Here is a 15,665-nt window from a genome sequence, read left to right as displayed (position 1 = left end):
GCTGATGGTGGCGGCGTCCGCAATGTCCTCGTCACACCGGCCTTGCCGGTATTCAGCCAGCCCAAGGACTTGGTCTGGGTGGTTCTCTGTGACAAGCATAGAGATGAGGCAAGGAGGCGACACTGCCCAGAACCGCAAATAAGGAAAAGGGCCGCCAGAGGCGACCCTTCCATGAGCTTGGTCCTGTTTACAGACCCGGGACTGTTTCTCAACGTTCCGAAGGCAAGAGGTTTTTACGCCGAGGGCTGCCCCGTCGAAAACCCACCCTTTCCATTGCCTGCACCAGAGACCGAAATCTCATTAGACATTGGATCACCTCCTTCCGATACGTTGAACATAACTAGAAGGTAGTACGATTCGCGCTTAATGCAAGAGGGGTTCGTTCGAGGTTTTGCCAGGCGGATTACGCCGCTTCTCCGGCACTCACGTCGAATTCGAAATGGATGCTGTCGTAGGGAAACTCGATGCCGCCCTCATTCCTGTCGATGATGCCCGCGTGGAGGAGCGTTGTCACATCGCGATGAACGGCCTGCACATCCCGTCCCACACGGCGCGCTACCTCGCGGATCGAAAGCGCCCCCTGTCCCGCCAGAGCCCTGACGATGGCAAGACGCAGCGGTGCGAGAATGCGGTGCAAATCCTCATAGCTTGAAAATGCGACTGACGGTTTTGCCGCCACCGGCTTTCCGGACATCGCCAGATTTCCGGCGGTGACAAACCGGTCTTTAATGTCGTCGATTGAGCTGAGACGTACGGTGAGAGCGGTCATGTCAAAATCCTTTTCATATCAGCCTGAAAAGCATCGAAGAGGGCTTCAAGCGTCGTGAACTCAATTGCGTCCTCATGCCCCGCCATATGGCGATGATCACCTTTCCCGCGTTCATTGTCATAACGCAGAACGCATTCCCCCCTCGATCACAAGCGCCAGCCGGTATTTGAAAGAGTGGACGCTTCCAGGAACTGGCTCCGGCAGATGCCACAGGACAACCTCGAAGAAGGCCGTTTCATTGATCACTCTGCGGGTCTTTTCGAGGAGTACGGCCTTCATGTTGTTATTCATGACAACGTCCATGGATGTTGTCAACGAAAACAACGCTGTTCGCTTCTTGCCGTCAGGACACCCGCATCACGATCTTGCCGATATGATTGCTGCTTTCCATCAGCCGGTGGGCTTTCGCCACTTCGTCCAGCGTGAAGACCCGGTTGATGACAGGCGCAACCTTGCCGCTTTCGATGAGCGGCCAGACCTGCTCGACGAGGTCGTCACGGATGGCGCGTTTCTCGTCGGCGGTGCGGGGGCGCATGGTGGAGCCGGTGACGGTGAGGCGCTTGACCATGATCGGCGTGAGGTTGACCTTCTCGGCGGTGGCGCCGCCCAGAAAGGCGATGATGGAAAGGCAGCCATCCTTGGCGAGTGCGGCAAGGTTCTTTTCGAAATAGGCCGCACCAATCATGTCGAGAACGACATCGACGCCCTTGCCATCGGTCTCGGCCTTGATGACGGCGGCGAAGTCTTCCTCGCGGTAGTTGATGGCGCGTCTGGCGCCGAGCTTGACGCAGGCTTCGCATTTCTCCGCTGAGCCTGCGGTGGCGTAGACATCCGCGCCGAAGGCTTTGGCAAGCTGTATGGCCGTTGTGCCGATGCCGCTGGTGCCGCCGTGGATGAGCACGGTTTCCCCTTCGGTGAGGCCTGCCATCTGGAACAGGTTGGCCCAGACGGTGAAGAAGGTCTCCGGCAATGCGGCAGCCTTAACGGCGTCGTAGCCCCTGGGGAAGGGCAGGGCCTGTCCGGTCGGCACGGTGCAATATTCGGCGTAGCCGCCGCCATTGGCGAGCGCGCAGACCTTATCACCCGGCTTGAATTCACTGACGCCTTCACCGAGCGCCACCACCTCTCCGGCAATTTCGAGGCCGAGAATCGGGCTCGCATCCTTCGGCGGCGGATAGGTTCCCTGCCTCTGCGCGACATCGGGGCGGTTGACCCCCGCTGCCTCGACCTTCACCAGTATCTCGCCTTTGGCGGGTTTCGGCAAAGGCGCTTGCGAAAGCTGCATCACCTCCGGCCCGCCATGGGAGGGAAGGTCGATGAAGCGCATTTTTTCGGGCAGGGTCATGGTGTAGGGCATGGCCAGGGGCAACTCCTCACTTGTCGGCGTCGCCTGAAGATGTAGGTCAGATGCGCCGCTTAGGGAAGAAGTCGCTTTGTCACGAGTGTCATTTTGTCTCGCCGAATACCCGGATGACGAGGCCGCCGTCATTTTCCTTTGCGGCCGCCTTGATGCAGGCGATCTCGCCGCCGATACGCTCGGGATTGGCGATGATCAGCCCTTTCGGCAGCGTGAGGACGCCGATCGAGCAGCGCAGCAGGGCGAAGTCGCGCTCGTTGCCGTGGCGGTCCTGGCCCTTCATGCAGCCGGCTGCACGGTCTTCGTCGGAATAGAGTTCGGCGACGTCGTCATGAAAATCGCTGAGCAACCGTTCGAGGATTTCCGTAAGTTCCTCCATCGACCAGTCGCGCACGCCGATGAAGAAGTCATCGCCGCCGATATGGCCGAGAAAGCAGTCACCGGCGAAGAAATACCGGCGCATCAGGGCCGAGAACAGGGTGATGGCGTGGTCGCCGGCGTTGAAGCCATATTTGTCGTTGAAAGGTTTGAAATTGTCGAAGTCGCAGTAACAGAAGAAACGGGTCTCGTCGCCATCGCTGCAGCTGTCGACGATGAAGCCACCGATTGCGCGGTTGCCGGGCAGCGCGGTCAGCGGGTTCTGGTCCTGCGCCATCTTCAGCTGTTTTTCATTGATGACCTTGATGAGTGACGCTGCCGAGACGATGCCGGCATAACGCATGTTCTCGGTCAGGATGATGCAGGCGCTGCCACCCATGCTGGCGAACATGTTCATCAACTGGTCGGCATCCGCATCCAGACCCACAATCGGCGCGGGGTCGACGAAGTGGGAAATGGTGCGCTCGTAGATCTTGTTCTTGAGCAGATCGCGTCCGAAAGGCCGGTAGATATATTCCTTGAGGTGATATTCGTTGATGACGCCGCGCGGTTCGCCATTGGCGTTGAGGACCGGGAAAAAAGCCTGCTGCGGGTTTCTGCGGAACAGTTCGAAGACGCTGTCGACGCTGTCATGCTCAAACACGGTGGGAAGACGCTCTATTTCGCGGCGGATCAGAATTTCGTCCAGCGACTGGCTGCTGCGCCGCGCCACGCCGAGACGGTTGAGATGGGGAAAGCTCTCAGGCAACTCGCTGATGAACACCGTCGGCTTGGCGATCAGCCAGCCCTGCACGAGATCGACGCCATATTCGCGGCAGGTCAGAAATTCCGCTTCCGTTTCGATGCCTTCCGCAATGACGCGAACGCCGAGAACATGGGCGATGTTGACGATGTTGCGCACGAGATGCTGCTTGCGGGGAAGGTGGTCGACACCGCTGATGAAATGCCGGTCGATCTTCAGGTAATCCAGCGGGAAGTCGCAGAGCAGCTTCATCTCGCCGTGGCCGGCGCCGAAATCGTCGATTGCTAGCTTGAAGCCTTCCTTGCGCATCCGCGCAATCAGCGACGTGAATTCCGGCACGCTGGTATTGTCGAAACGTTCGGAAAGTTCAAAGCAGATGGAAGAGGCCGGAATGCCCGCCCGCGCCAGATGGCCGACGAGCTTGTCGAGAATGGCGTCTCCATGCGGGATCAGCCGCACATCCAGATTTAGAAACAGGGTGGTGGAGGAAAAGTCGGGCAGGGTGGAAAATTTTGCCAGCGCCCGGCTTGCCAGCATCTGCTCGAAGGCCTTCAACTCGCCGTCTGCTGCCGCCTGGTCAAGAAGCGCCAGCGGATTGGAAAAGCCAAGCCGATCATGGCCGCGCATCAGCGATTCATAACCGAAGATCGTGCCTGTCGTTGCCTCGACAATGGGCTGAAACGCGGTCTCAAGAACAAGCTTCGCCATCGGAAACATCTGCCCGGAGGCAAACCGTCTTATGACATCGTTTTCCACTGTGACGGCCTGCATTTCTGTTCTCCGCTATTGCCCGTCCCAATCGTGGCATGCGCATGGAATGCCCATACGGGACGCGTCTCTTTTGCGGCAACAATTGCAGATGACAGGTCAACAAAAGCTTTCACGACTGTGAAGCTTTTGTGAACGTTTTATAACGGGCCCTCTATATCTAAAGAGGGCGTTGCGCCGGGCCCTATGCCCGGCGGACGTGGCCGGTGTGAGCAGCGTAAAGTTCCGCAACATTCATGCGTTCGCGGTCCGACTCGACAGGTTCTGCGGGGGTGGAGCCGACACCGTGTTCGGCGGAGGCCGCCCATAGTCTCAGCGCGGCCCTGACGACCTCGCTGCCGGATGCATAAGCGCCGCAATTAACGGCCTCGCGCATTCTTGCTGCCTGTTCCGGGGAAATCGATACTGTCACCATTGGCATGATATCACTCCCTTTTTCAATGACCGCCATAGGCAACCCGATAGATGTCCGCCGTGCGGACGGGGCGATGGCAATCTTTTGCGGGCGGTCGTTTTTTGAGGTTTTCGTCTGGACGCCGCTTCCAGCGAAATTGGTATCATTGTCTATCTTACCACGAAACGCGTTCCATACCCAATTTGCAGTATATAGGGGTTTAGTTTTTCCCTGTTCCGCGTCTAACCGATATGAGGCGGCAGGCGCGTCACAAACACCCTTATGTACGCATTGCCATGGCGAGCGCGATCATCGCAAAGCCCTGCATGATAAGGTCAATCGCCAGAAACAGGCCAAGCACCCAGAGGCTGTTCACCGGCCAGCCGGCGGCAATCACCAGACCCGCCAGTGCGGTCACTGCACCCGCCACGGCAACCCAGCCCCAGCCGGTTGCCGGTTTCAGCCTGAAGCCGACGACAAGGCGGAAGATGCCGGCGATAACCAGCGAAACCGCCATCAATAATGTCAGCACCGCCGCCGTCAGATCAGGGTTCTGGAAGGCGATGACGCCCGCAATGGCATAAAGCAGGCCGCTCAGCGTCCAGAACAGCACGCTTTCCCAGCCCTTCACCTGAAAGGCATGGAAAAGCTGCAAAATGCCGCCCATCAGCATCATGACGCCGACGTAAAATACGGAGGCAACGGTGGCGACGAGAAGATTGCCGAGCGCAATGACCCCAAAGGCCAGAAGAACGAGGCCAAGGGCCAGAAACCAACCCCACTTTGCTCTGAGGGGTGAAAATCCAGGCGCATTGAGACTGTGTGTCATCTCGCTGTCTCCATGAATGGTCGGGGTAAAGCTATCACGATTGCAGCATAGCGCAACGAGAATGCCGAAGATTTGATCCAGATCATGAGGCGCATGCAGCGGCAAAACCGTCTGCGCTTCAGTCTTTCCGCCCGGCAGCACATCCGCGACATGAAATGGCGCATTTTTTATTGATTGATTGATCAATCAAGAATATTTTGCCCGCCATCAAGGAGACCCTTATGCCCAAGATCGGAATGGAGCCTTTGCGCCGGAAGGCGCTTGTGGATGCGGCACTGCGCACCATAGGCCACCACGGTTCGCTGAATGTGACGATGTCGGATATCGCGAGGGAAGCCGGTGTGTCGGCCGCCCTTGCGCATCACTATTTCGGCAGCAAGCAGCAGCTTCTCCTGGAAACCATCCGCAGCCTGCTGCGCGACTTGAGGCGTGATGCGGTGGCGGCGCTGACCCGCGCCAATGGCCCGCGTGCAAGGCTGAGCGCCATCGTCCACGTGTCCTTCCAGAGCGACCAGTTCACACCGGAGACGGTGGCGGCATGGCTTGCCTTTTATGTCGAGGCGCAGCGTTCCGAGGAAACGCGCCGCCTGCTCGTGCTCTATTCGCGGCGTCTGCGCTCCAACCTCATGGCAAGCCTCAACCGGCTTTGCCCGCCCGATGATGCCGCGCGCATTGCGGAAGGGGCGGCGGCCCTTATCGACGGGCTTTATATCAGGCACAGCCTGCGTTCGGCGCCCCTCGGGCTCGCTTCAGCGCCGGCGCTTGTCGAGGATTATTTCGACATGCAGCTCAAATCTTTTCCCGATGGACAGCGCCCGAAGCCGTCCATCCGTGTTCTCTAAGGAGTATTCGACATGACCATCGCGACGCCGCTTAAGGCGCAGCCCAAAGCCTCGCATTTCATCGACGGGGACTATGTCGAAGACAATACCGGCACGGTGATCGAAAGCATCTTTCCGGCAACCGGCGAGGTGATTGCACGACTGCATGCGGCAACGCCGGCCATTGTCGAGCGCGCCATCGCCTCAGCCAAACGTGCGCAGAAGGAATGGGCGGCGATGAGCCCCATGGCGCGCGGCCGCATCCTGAAACGCGCCGCCGATATCATGCGCGAACGCAACGACGCGCTTTCCACACTTGAGACGCTGGATACCGGCAAGCCAATTCAGGAAACCATCGTCGCCGATCCGACCTCCGGCGCAGATGCCTTCGAGTTTTTCGGCGGTATCGCGCCGTCCGCATTGAATGGCGATTACATCCCGCTCGGCGGCGATTTCGCCTATACCAAGCGTGTGCCCCTCGGCGTCTGCGTTGGCATTGGCGCCTGGAACTATCCGCAGCAGATCGCCTGCTGGAAGGCCGCGCCAGCGCTCGTTGCCGGCAACGCCATGGTCTTCAAGCCTTCGGAAAACACCCCGCTCGGCGCTCTGAAGATTGCCGAAATCCTGATCGAAGCCGGTCTGCCGAAGGGCCTGTTCAACGTCATTCAGGGCGATCGCGACACCGGCCCGCTGCTGGTCAATCACCCGGATGTGGCCAAGGTTTCGCTTACCGGCTCGGTCCCGACCGGCCGCAAGGTGGCCGCTGCCGCTGCCGGGCATCTCAAACACGTGACGATGGAACTCGGCGGCAAGTCGCCGCTGATCGTGTTCGATGATGCCGATATCGAAAGCGCCGTCGGCGGGGCCATGCTCGGCAACTTTTATTCCTCCGGCCAGGTCTGCTCCAACGGCACGCGTGTCTTCGTGCAGAAAAAGGCGAAAGACCGCTTCCTCGAAAACCTGAAACGCCGCACCGAGGCGATGATCCTCGGCGATCCCTTGGATTACGCCACCCATCTCGGCCCGCTGGTCTCGAAAGCGCAGCAGGAGAAGGTCCTTTCCTATATCGAGAAGGGCAAGGCGGAGGGAGCAACGCTCGTCACCGGCGGCGGCATTCCCAACAATGTCTCGGGTGAGGGGGCCTATGTGCAGCCGACCGTCTTTGCCGATGTGACGGACGGCATGACCATCGCCCGCGAGGAAATCTTCGGCCCGGTCATGTGTGTGCTGGATTTCGACGATGAGGACGAGGTCCTCGCCCGCGCCAACGCCACGGAATTCGGCCTCGCCGGCGGCGTCTTCACCGCCGATCTCGCCCGCGCCCATCGCGTGGTCGACCGGTTGGAGGCGGGCACGCTGTGGATCAATACCTATAATCTCTGCCCGGTCGAAATCCCCTTCGGCGGCTCGAAACAATCCGGGTTTGGTCGCGAGAATTCGGCGGCGGCGCTGGAGCATTATAGCGAGTTGAAGACGGTGTATGTGAGCACGGGGAAAGTGGAGGCGCCTTATTAATTCGGTTTGGTGGGCGGGGCTTCACCCCCCTCTGTCCTGCCGGACATCTCCCCCTCAAGGGGGGAGATCGACCTGAGGCACGGTCTCGCCAATCTCAACGTTCGAGAATGAAATGACGAAACAGCGTCTTGCTGATCTCCCCCCTTGAGGGGGAGATGTCCGGCAGGACAGAGGGGGGTGAAGCCCCGCCCGCCACAACCAATCGGAACCAACGCTCATCGGAGAGAGCAAATCATGCACGCAGATTACGTCATCGTCGGTTCCGGTTCCGCAGGCTCCGCCATCGCCTATCGCCTGTCGGAAGACGGCCGCTATTCGGTGATCGTCATCGAGGCGGGCGGTTCGGACTTCGGTCCGTTCATCCAGATGCCGGCAGCACTTGCCTGGCCGATGAGCATGAAGCGCTACAACTGGGGTTATCTCTCCGAACCCGAACCGAACCTCGACAACCGCAGGATTACAGCACCGCGCGGAAAAGTCATCGGCGGCTCGTCGTCCATCAATGGTCTCGTTTACGTGCGCGGCCATGCGGAGGATTTCAATCGCTGGGAGGAGCTTGGCGCGCAGGGCTGGGCCTATGCGGATGTGCTGCCTTACTTCAAGCGCATGGAACATAGCCATGGCGGCGAAGAGGGTTGGCGTGGCACGGATGGGCCGCTGCACGTCCAGCGCGGGCCGGTCAACAATCCGCTGTTCCATGCCTTCATTCAGGCCGGCGCACAGGCAGGCTTTGAACTCACCGACGACTATAACGGCTCCAAGCAGGAGGGTTTCGGCCTCATGGAGCAGACCATCCATCACGGCCGCCGCTGGTCCGCCGCCAATGCCTATCTCCGGCCGGCGCTGAAGCGCGGCAATGTCACGCTGGTGAGTGGTTTCGCCCGCAAGGTCGTCATCGAGAATGGCCGCGCCGTGGGGGTGGAGATCGAGCGAAAGGGTGTCTTGGAAACCATCACGGCCAATCGCGAGGTGATCGTCTCCGCATCTTCCTTCAATTCCCCGAAACTGCTGATGCTTTCGGGCATCGGGCCTGCTGCCCATCTGGCGGAAATGGGCATCGAGGTGAAGGCGGATCGTCCGGGCGTGGGCGCAAACCTTCAGGACCATATGGAGTTTTATTTCCAGCAGGTCTCCACCAAGCCGGTCTCGCTTTATTCCTGGTTGCCGTGGTTCTGGCAGGGCGTGGCGGGTGCGCAATGGCTGCTGTCGAAGGGCGGGTTAGGGGCCTCCAACCAGTTCGAGGCCTGCGCCTTCCTGCGCTCGGCACCCGGTCTTAAACAGCCTGACATCCAGTATCATTTCCTGCCCGTCGCCATTTCCTATGACGGTAAGGCTGCCGCAAAAAGCCATGGTTTTCAGGTGCATGTCGGCTACAACCTGTCGAAATCGCGCGGCAATGTCACCCTGCGTTCCGCCGATCCGCATGACGACCCGGTCATCCGCTTCAACTATATGAGCCACCCGGAAGACTGGGAAAAATTCCGTCATTGCGTGCGCCTGACGCGAGAAATCTTCAGCCAGAAAGCTTTCGACGATTTTCGCGGACCGGAAATCCAGCCGGGCGAAAAGGTGGAGACGGACGAGCAGATCGACGCCTTCCTGCGAGAGCATCTGGAAAGCGCCTATCATCCCTGCGGCACCTGCCGGATGGGTGATCGCAACGACCCGATGGCGGTGGTCGATCCCGAATGCCGGGTGATCGGCGTGGAGGGATTAAGGGTCGCCGACAGCTCGATCTTCCCGCATGTGACCTATGGCAACCTGAACGGCCCGTCGATCATGACCGGCGAAAAGGCGGCGGATCATATTCTCGGGAAAGCCCCTTTGCCCCGCTCCAATCAGGAACCGTGGGTGAACCCGCGCGCGGCCGTCAGCGACCGGTAAGGATCAATGATAGTCGTCTTCGCGCTGGTGGCGGACGGCGGCGATGGTGACGGTTTCCGGGCCGTCGATGCGGAATAGCACGATATAGCCGGATGACCCGAACGGTACGAGGAGTTCGCGAATCAGGCTGTTTTCCGCAGATGCTTTGCGGCAACTGAAGGGAAACTCACCGAGAATCTCCAGTCCTGCTCTTATGGCGCGGATCGCTTTCTCAGCCACATCGATGTCGTAGGCGATCAGAAAGTCATAGATGCGATCAAAATCCGCCAGTGCTTCTTCGGTATAGCGAAGCTCATATGTCATTTTCGCTTCGCGGCTTTCGCAGCATCAAGCTTTCGTTGCATCATCGAAAGAACATCGTCGGTCGTATAATAAACGCCGGTGCGCTCAGCGTCTTCGAGTGACGCGAGCCCACGTGCAATGAACTCCGCCTGCGATTTGCGGATTTCCACCTGCCTGCGCACGGACTCTTCAACGAAGGAGGACAGTGTCTCGCCTTCCTTCAGCACGCTTTCAGCAGCTTCGCGAAAATCCGCGGTCACCCGCAACGAAGGGATCGTCGCCGTTTTCATATTGGTTCTCCGTGCGTTGCGATTGCGATGCAGAGAATGCGCCGATAGGGGCAACCTGTCAAATCCAAAACTTGCAATCAGTGCCCGGGAGGCCGATAAACGGGCATCCCGCCTACCAAAGCCTGATCTGGACCGCCATGCCCGCCGACTACAAAAAGCTGAAGATGCTTCGCCGTTCCCGTGTTGTCTGGGGATCGTGGCGGGTGTGGAAGCCAAGAGCCGTATTCTGGTTTGGCGCGCTTGCGGTAGGCATCATCAGCGTCGGGTTCGCATGGGCGGCGGATCGCGCCCAGCATCTTTTCTTCACCGCAACCTCTTCCGGCGAATGGTCGTTCCTGTTGCCGCTCGTCATAACGCCGCTCGGCTTCACGCTTTGCGCCTGGCTGGCATTGACGGTTTTCCCCAATGCAGGCGGCAGCGGCATCCCGCAGGCCATCGCTGCGCGGCACCTGCGAGACGATGCGGATCGCTCGCGGCTTCTGTCGCTGAAACTCGCCTTCGGCAAGGTGGTGCTGACGGTTGCTGGTCTTTTGTCCGGTGCCTCCATCGGCCGTGAGGGCCCGACCGTTCAGGTGGGTGCCTCGATCATGCTGCAGGCCGCGCGCTGGGGCGGCATGGCGCAGGCGAAAGGCCTCATCCTTGCGGGATCGGCGGCGGGCATTGCGGCCGCCTTCAACACGCCGCTCGCGGGCATTGTCTTCGCCATTGAGGAAATGAGCAAGACCTACGAATCCCGTGCCAACGGTCTTGTCCTCACCGCCGTCATCCTGTCGGGTCTTGCCTCGCTGGCGCTGGTTGGAAGCTATACCTATTTCGGTGCGAGTTCGGTACTCGCTGAAACGGTGAAGGACTGGCTTCTGGTGGTGATCTGCGGCATTGGCGGCGGTGCGTTCGGCGCGCTTTTCAGCGCCGGGGCGCTGCGCCTTTCCGCCCGCATCCGCCGCTTTGCGCAGACCATGCCATTGAAGCGGATGCTTGCGGTTGCCGCCGCCTGCGGTCTTGCCTCCGCTATTATCGGCATTGCAACGGGTGGCGCGACCTTCGGAACGGGCTACGAACAGGCCCGTGCGGCGATCGAGGGTCAGGCTGCGCCAACCTTCTTCTTTATCGAAAAGCTGGCTGCGACTTTCCTCGCGATGATGTCGGGTATTCCCGGCGGTATTTTCGCGCCGTCACTGTCGGTGGGCGCGGGCTTTGGCAGCACCATGGCCAATTTACTTGGCACCAGCATCGGCCTCGGCGCCATTGTCGGCATGGCGGGATATTTTGCCGGCGTCGTGCAGGCGCCGATGACAGCCTTCGTCATCATTCTCGAAATGACCGGTAATCATGAGGGGGTCATTCCCATCATGGCCGCTTCGATGCTGGGATATCTGACGTCCCGCCTGTTTTCCCGCGAGCCGCTCTATCACGGCCTGTCGCGCGTTTTCATCGCGCAGGTCATCCGCGCAAGAAGGGCAGGTCATACCTCCGATGCCTGATGGCGTCAGATGCGGGTATCCGCCACCCCGAAATAACCCAGCCCCGGTATCTTCACGCCGGGCCGGCTGAAATCCAAACCCGCAACCAGACCGAGGAAATTGACCTCGAAGCCGCTGCGCGCGCCTGCGGAAATGCCGAACAACCCGCCAAGCGAAAGGCTCGCATCCTTCCAGTCATCGGCGACATGATAAAAAGCGCCGTTCGGCAGATAATCACGGCCAACCGCGTCGGGCGGCAATACCACTCCCAGTTCAGGCACGCTGCGCAGCACATGGGCGACGAAGGTGTTGGAGTTCGGGCCGGGATAGATGCGGTATCCGCCCGGTTTGCCATAGGGGTAATCGGCAATCGCCTTTTCGATCTTCGGGATCAGCTTTTCTGCCTCTGCGCCATGGATGGCGACGACCTGACGCGGGGTGTTGGAATACCAGAAGGCATCCGCCGCATAGCCGTTGCGGCGGATCGGCGTGCCCCAGCCCACCTTGTCGTAGCGGTCATAAGCCGTCGCGCCCGGCTTTTTCAGCACGATCCAGGCGTGGCTGGCAACGGAGCCCTTGAAGCCGCCTGTCATGGCGGAGAACACATAGACCGCGGCCTCACCGTCGGCGTCGGTTTGCGGAAGGGCGCCGGAGGATGACCAGCGGGCATCACGCCAGCCCTGCGGATGCTCCCGCATGGCCCACAAACCGGCTGAGGCCAGTGCGGGAAGCAGATAGATAACGGCAATCGCCAGCAGCAGACGTTTTGCAAATTTCACTGATAGCCCCGTGCATCGGAAAATCAATCGCGCTATCAACGGCATGAAATCAGAATTTTTTGAGGCTGCGAACATGAACAATTCCGTTACCGTCGAAGTCACCCGTGGAAACCTTGTCGAAAGCCGCCATCAGGGCCTTGCCGTGGTGGTGGATGGCGATGGCGGCGTGCTGTTTTCGGCTGGCGATATCGAGCGTGGCATCTTCCCGCGTTCCGCCTGCAAGGCCATGCAGGCCCTGCCGCTGGTGGAAAGCGGTGCTGCGGACGCCTATGGTTTCGGCAGCCGTGAACTGGCGCTTGCCTGCTCCTCCCATTCCGGCGAAGACGACCATGCGGAACTTGCCGCCTCCATGCTTGCCAGGGCAGGCAGGGATGTCGATACGCTGGAATGCGGCGCGCACTGGTCTTCCGATCAGAAAACCATCATTCATCAGGCCCGCACGCTGGAAAAGCCGACGGCGCTTCACAATAATTGTTCCGGCAAGCATTCCGGCTTCATCTGCGCCTGCTGCCACACGGGCACCGATCCCAAGGGTTATGTCGGCTACGATCACCCCCTGCAGCGGGAAATCCGCGCGACGATGGAAAGCCTGACGGGCGCGGCGATCGGCCATGACAATTGCGGCGTGGATGGCTGTTCGATCCCCACCTATGCCGTGCCGCTGAAGGGGCTGGCGCATGGTTTTGCCAAAATGGTAACGGGCAGGGGGCTGGACGAGGGGCGTGCCAAGGCCTCCCGCCGCCTCGTCGAGGCCTGCATGGCGGAACCGTTTTATGTGGCGGGCACCGGCCGCGCCTGCACGAAGCTGATGCAGATCGCACCGGGAAAGATTTTCGCCAAGACCGGCGCCGAAGGCGTCTTCGTCGCGGCGCTGCCGGAGCAGGGCGTCGCGATCGCGGTAAAATGCGAGGACGGCACGACACGCGCGGCCGAAGCGATGATCTCGGCATTGCTCGCCCGCCATTTTGAGGAAGGCAGCGCCGAGCAGCAGGCCTTGCTGGGTATGGCGAACCGGCAGATGCGCAACTGGAACGGCATTCATGTCGGCGATATCCGCGTTGTCGGCCTTTAGAAATAACCTTTGACGCGACCGGTTGCCGGCACGATGATGGCTGGCCCTTGCGCGTGGCAGCCATCCCGTGGCTGCCGGCAGGGGCCGGCGTCCGCACACGAGGAGGTGGGCGCCCTCATTGCTTTGGAGGTCGCATATCCATGTTCACACTGTTTTTCTCCCCCGGCTCCTGCTCGCGCGCCAGCCATATCGTGCTTGAGGAATCCGGCCTGCCTTACACGGCCCACCGCGTCAATTTCGCAGATGGCGAGCAACGCTCCGAGGCATTCCTGAAAATCAATCCGAAAGGCCGCGTGCCGGCGCTCGCCACGGCAAGCGGGGTGTTGACCGAAACGCCCGCCATTCTCGCCTTCATCGCCCAGATGGCCCCGGAAAAGAAACTCGCACCACTCGACGATCCCTTCGAGTTTGCCCTGATGCAATCCTTCAACGCCTTCATTTCGTCCACGGTGCATGTCGCCCATGCGCATGGCCGGCGCGGCAGCCGCTGGGCGAGTGAGGACAGTTCTCTGGCGGATATGAAGGCGAAGGTGCCGCAAACCATGACCGACTGCTTCGAGCTGATCGAGCACGGCATGCTGCATGGCCCATGGGTTCTGGGCACGGCCTATTCGGTCGCCGACCCCTATCTCTTCGTCATGTCCGGCTGGCTGGAAAGCGACGGCGTGGATATTGCCCGCTTCCCGAAGGTGCATGATCACTTCCGCCGCATGAACGAGCGGCCTGCGGTTCAGAACGCGCTGGCGAGTGAGAAGGGGTGAAGCCTTAATGCGCCCAAGGGACCCCGGCTGGCGCCCTCGTTCAAGCAGCTTGCTTGTTTGCCACGCTCGCTTCCCTCATCCCTGTGCTTGTCACAGGGATCCAGCCAGCCCAAGTCCTTGGGCTGAAAGACTCTTCCCGCCGCGCAGACGCACGTCGGCTGGATTCCTGTGACAAGCACAGGAATGAGGGGCGAAAGAGATGCGCGTCGGCTCAAGGCCGGAACGAGGGAGGTGCGGGACGAGGAAGAACGCTTACACGCTCAAGCCGCCTCGGCGGCCCGGCTGTCCCACATCGTCTTGAAGGCCGTGCGGGCCTGGCAGCGGCCCAGCCAGCTTTTTACCGCCGGATGGGCGTCGAACAGCGGCTGGTGGCCCTGCGCATAACGGACTATTTCCGCCGCATTGAGATCGGCGACGGTGAAACGGTCACCCACCAGATAATCATGATTGGAAAGATGCTGTTCCAGCACCCGGAAAGGGCGCTTCAAGAGGCGCGCGGCGACATCGATGACCGCCCTGCCGGCATCGCCTTCCGAGAGCCCTTCGGCCACGGCCGAAGAAATCTTCAGCGAATTGGCTTCGACTTCGGTTGCGGCGAAAAAGGACCATTGCAGCATCGCCGCATCTTCCTTCAGATCGACCGGGGCGAGCGATCCACCATATTTGCGGGCCAGATAGAGATTGATGGCCATGGATTCATAAAGCACCATGCCGTCATCCTCGATGCAGGGAATGGTGCCCATCGGATTGATGGCGAGAAACTCGGGAGACAGCGTGTTGAGCGGTGCGTCGGTCGCCAGCGGATCGGCAAGGCGGCGGGCCTGTATCACCGGCACATGCTTGAATTCTATGCCCAGTTCCCCCGCAAGCCAGAGCGTGCGCGTGGCGCGGGAACGGTAGACACCGTAAATCGTCAACATCGAAATTTACCCCTTGAACCAGTTCGGTGACGGCACGTTACGGTTTCACTGTTTTAAAGTGAAGTTGCGGATCGCTGGGCCAGCTATGATTTTTTCTGATCCGTCAGGAAGTCCGTATCCGGCGACAGACGATACTCGAAACGGTCGATGAAGCGTTCGAACAGACGTGCGAATGTCTCGACATCCTCGTCTGCCCATCCATCCATCACATCCTTGATAACGCTCATCTTGGTCCTGCGCATTTCCTGCAGCAGGCTGGTGCCAAGCGGTGTGATCTCGACGATGCTGCGACGGGCATCCTCCTGCGAGACGCCGCGTTTCAACAGGCCGCGCCCGACCATATCCGCCACCACGCGGCTGCCGCGCGAGGGGTCGATGCGCATGCCCTCGGCAATGGCGCCAACGGTAACATCGCCGTCCGCGCGGCGCAGGATGTCGAGGACGTCGATATGGGAGAGTTCGAGACCGGGAGCGAGCTTGGCCAGCGCCATGCGGCCGATGATGCGGCGTCCGATCATGATGCGCATGCGCGTCATCGTATTGCCGATACGCCTGATGTCATCAGGCAGATCCTCGTTCCAGTCTTCCTCAGTCGCCACGCTTCATCGTCCCTTTCGATGCTGTTTCCGATCACATTTAGTGGC

The 15,665-nt window shown here is 60.2% G+C and carries 16 protein-coding genes and 1 pseudogene; 6 read left to right on the top strand and 11 right to left on the bottom strand.

Annotated features, from left to right (window positions below; genetic code table 11):
* Nucleotides 1-403: 403 nt before the first annotated feature.
* From OK142_RS04780 to OK142_RS04755, 6 genes and pseudogenes are all read right to left on the bottom strand, one after another.
* Nucleotides 404-769, bottom strand: coding sequence for an HVO_A0114 family putative DNA-binding protein (locus OK142_RS04780; protein ID WP_035241759.1), 366 nt, complete (start codon nucleotides 767-769; stop codon nucleotides 404-406).
* Nucleotides 766-1,048: pseudogene (locus OK142_RS04775) on the bottom strand (toxin-antitoxin system TumE family protein). Before OK142_RS04775 ends, OK142_RS04780 begins: the two are co-directional and overlap by 4 nt.
* Before the next feature lie 64 nt (nucleotides 1,049-1,112).
* Nucleotides 1,113-2,126, bottom strand: coding sequence for an NAD(P)H-quinone oxidoreductase (locus OK142_RS04770; RefSeq protein ID WP_498681350.1), 1,014 nt, complete (start codon nucleotides 2,124-2,126; stop codon nucleotides 1,113-1,115).
* A gap of 88 nt (nucleotides 2,127-2,214) precedes the next feature.
* Entirely contained in the window at nucleotides 2,215-4,017 is a 1,803-nt protein-coding gene (locus tag OK142_RS04765; RefSeq protein ID WP_082183888.1) for a GGDEF domain-containing protein, read from the bottom strand.
* 181 nt (nucleotides 4,018-4,198) lie between these two features.
* The gene (locus OK142_RS04760) at nucleotides 4,199-4,435 is read right to left on the bottom strand and encodes a ribbon-helix-helix domain-containing protein (RefSeq protein WP_082184616.1); all 237 of its coding nucleotides are present in this window, start codon (nucleotides 4,433-4,435) and stop codon (nucleotides 4,199-4,201) included.
* 253 nt (nucleotides 4,436-4,688) lie between these two features.
* The gene (locus tag OK142_RS04755; protein ID WP_035242032.1) at nucleotides 4,689-5,237 is read right to left on the bottom strand and encodes an HdeD family acid-resistance protein; all 549 of its coding nucleotides are present in this window, start codon (nucleotides 5,235-5,237) and stop codon (nucleotides 4,689-4,691) included.
* Between the two features lie 221 nt (nucleotides 5,238-5,458).
* Here OK142_RS04755 and betI point away from each other — a divergent pair, with 221 nt between their 5' ends.
* From betI to betA, 3 genes are all read left to right on the top strand, one after another.
* On the top strand, nucleotides 5,459-6,079 hold the full coding sequence (betI, locus tag OK142_RS04750; protein ID WP_035241765.1) for a transcriptional regulator BetI: 621 nt from the start codon (nucleotides 5,459-5,461) through the stop codon (nucleotides 6,077-6,079).
* 12 nt (nucleotides 6,080-6,091) lie between these two features.
* Nucleotides 6,092-7,573 carry a betaine-aldehyde dehydrogenase gene (gene betB, locus OK142_RS04745; protein WP_498681347.1) on the top strand — a complete coding sequence of 494 codons (1,482 nt, stop codon included), beginning with the start codon at nucleotides 6,092-6,094 and terminating at the stop codon, nucleotides 7,571-7,573.
* A gap of 234 nt (nucleotides 7,574-7,807) precedes the next feature.
* Entirely contained in the window at nucleotides 7,808-9,457 is a 1,650-nt protein-coding gene (gene betA / locus OK142_RS04740; protein WP_498681345.1) for a choline dehydrogenase, read from the top strand.
* A gap of 3 nt (nucleotides 9,458-9,460) precedes the next feature.
* Here the strand turns inward: betA and OK142_RS04735 are convergent, their stop codons facing one another.
* Both OK142_RS04735 and OK142_RS04730 read right to left on the bottom strand, forming a co-directional pair.
* Nucleotides 9,461-9,760 carry a type II toxin-antitoxin system RelE/ParE family toxin gene (locus OK142_RS04735; protein WP_082183892.1) on the bottom strand — a complete coding sequence of 100 codons (300 nt, stop codon included), beginning with the start codon at nucleotides 9,758-9,760 and terminating at the stop codon, nucleotides 9,461-9,463.
* Nucleotides 9,757-10,029, bottom strand: coding sequence for a YlcI/YnfO family protein (locus OK142_RS04730; RefSeq protein ID WP_035218459.1), 273 nt, complete (start codon nucleotides 10,027-10,029; stop codon nucleotides 9,757-9,759). Before OK142_RS04730 ends, OK142_RS04735 begins: the two co-directional genes overlap by 4 nt.
* Before the next feature lie 137 nt (nucleotides 10,030-10,166).
* Here OK142_RS04730 and OK142_RS04725 point away from each other — a divergent pair, with 137 nt between their 5' ends.
* Nucleotides 10,167-11,510: a chloride channel protein gene (locus OK142_RS04725; RefSeq protein ID WP_313611962.1), complete on the top strand. Its 1,344-nt coding sequence runs from the start codon at nucleotides 10,167-10,169 to the stop codon at nucleotides 11,508-11,510.
* 5 nt (nucleotides 11,511-11,515) lie between these two features.
* On the opposite strand, the gene OK142_RS04720 is transcribed toward OK142_RS04725, so the two are convergent.
* Nucleotides 11,516-12,268 carry a DUF3750 domain-containing protein gene (locus OK142_RS04720; RefSeq protein WP_498681342.1) on the bottom strand — a complete coding sequence of 251 codons (753 nt, stop codon included), beginning with the start codon at nucleotides 12,266-12,268 and terminating at the stop codon, nucleotides 11,516-11,518.
* A 73-nt stretch (nucleotides 12,269-12,341) separates the two neighbouring features.
* Here OK142_RS04720 and OK142_RS04715 point away from each other — a divergent pair, with 73 nt between their 5' ends.
* Together OK142_RS04715 and OK142_RS04710 are read left to right on the top strand one after the other, a co-directional pair.
* The gene (locus OK142_RS04715; RefSeq protein ID WP_498681339.1) at nucleotides 12,342-13,340 is read left to right on the top strand and encodes an asparaginase; all 999 of its coding nucleotides are present in this window, start codon (nucleotides 12,342-12,344) and stop codon (nucleotides 13,338-13,340) included.
* A 140-nt stretch (nucleotides 13,341-13,480) separates the two neighbouring features.
* Nucleotides 13,481-14,101, top strand: coding sequence for a glutathione S-transferase family protein (locus OK142_RS04710; RefSeq protein WP_313611343.1), 621 nt, complete (start codon nucleotides 13,481-13,483; stop codon nucleotides 14,099-14,101).
* A 260-nt stretch (nucleotides 14,102-14,361) separates the two neighbouring features.
* Here the strand turns inward: OK142_RS04710 and OK142_RS04705 are convergent, their stop codons facing one another.
* The gene (locus OK142_RS04705; RefSeq protein WP_082183895.1) at nucleotides 14,362-15,021 is read right to left on the bottom strand and encodes a glutathione S-transferase family protein; all 660 of its coding nucleotides are present in this window, start codon (nucleotides 15,019-15,021) and stop codon (nucleotides 14,362-14,364) included.
* An 83-nt stretch (nucleotides 15,022-15,104) separates the two neighbouring features.
* Nucleotides 15,105-15,620 carry a MarR family winged helix-turn-helix transcriptional regulator gene (locus OK142_RS04700; protein ID WP_003494334.1) on the bottom strand — a complete coding sequence of 172 codons (516 nt, stop codon included), beginning with the start codon at nucleotides 15,618-15,620 and terminating at the stop codon, nucleotides 15,105-15,107.
* Nucleotides 15,621-15,665: the final 45 nt, after the last annotated feature.

The organism is Agrobacterium sp. BT-220-3 (genome assembly GCF_025910175.1).
Taxonomy (GTDB): Bacteria; Pseudomonadota; Alphaproteobacteria; order Rhizobiales; family Rhizobiaceae; genus Agrobacterium; species Agrobacterium oryzihabitans.
The sequence above is the reverse complement of the archived record's forward strand: the minus strand, read 5'-3'. Positions and strand labels throughout refer to the sequence as shown.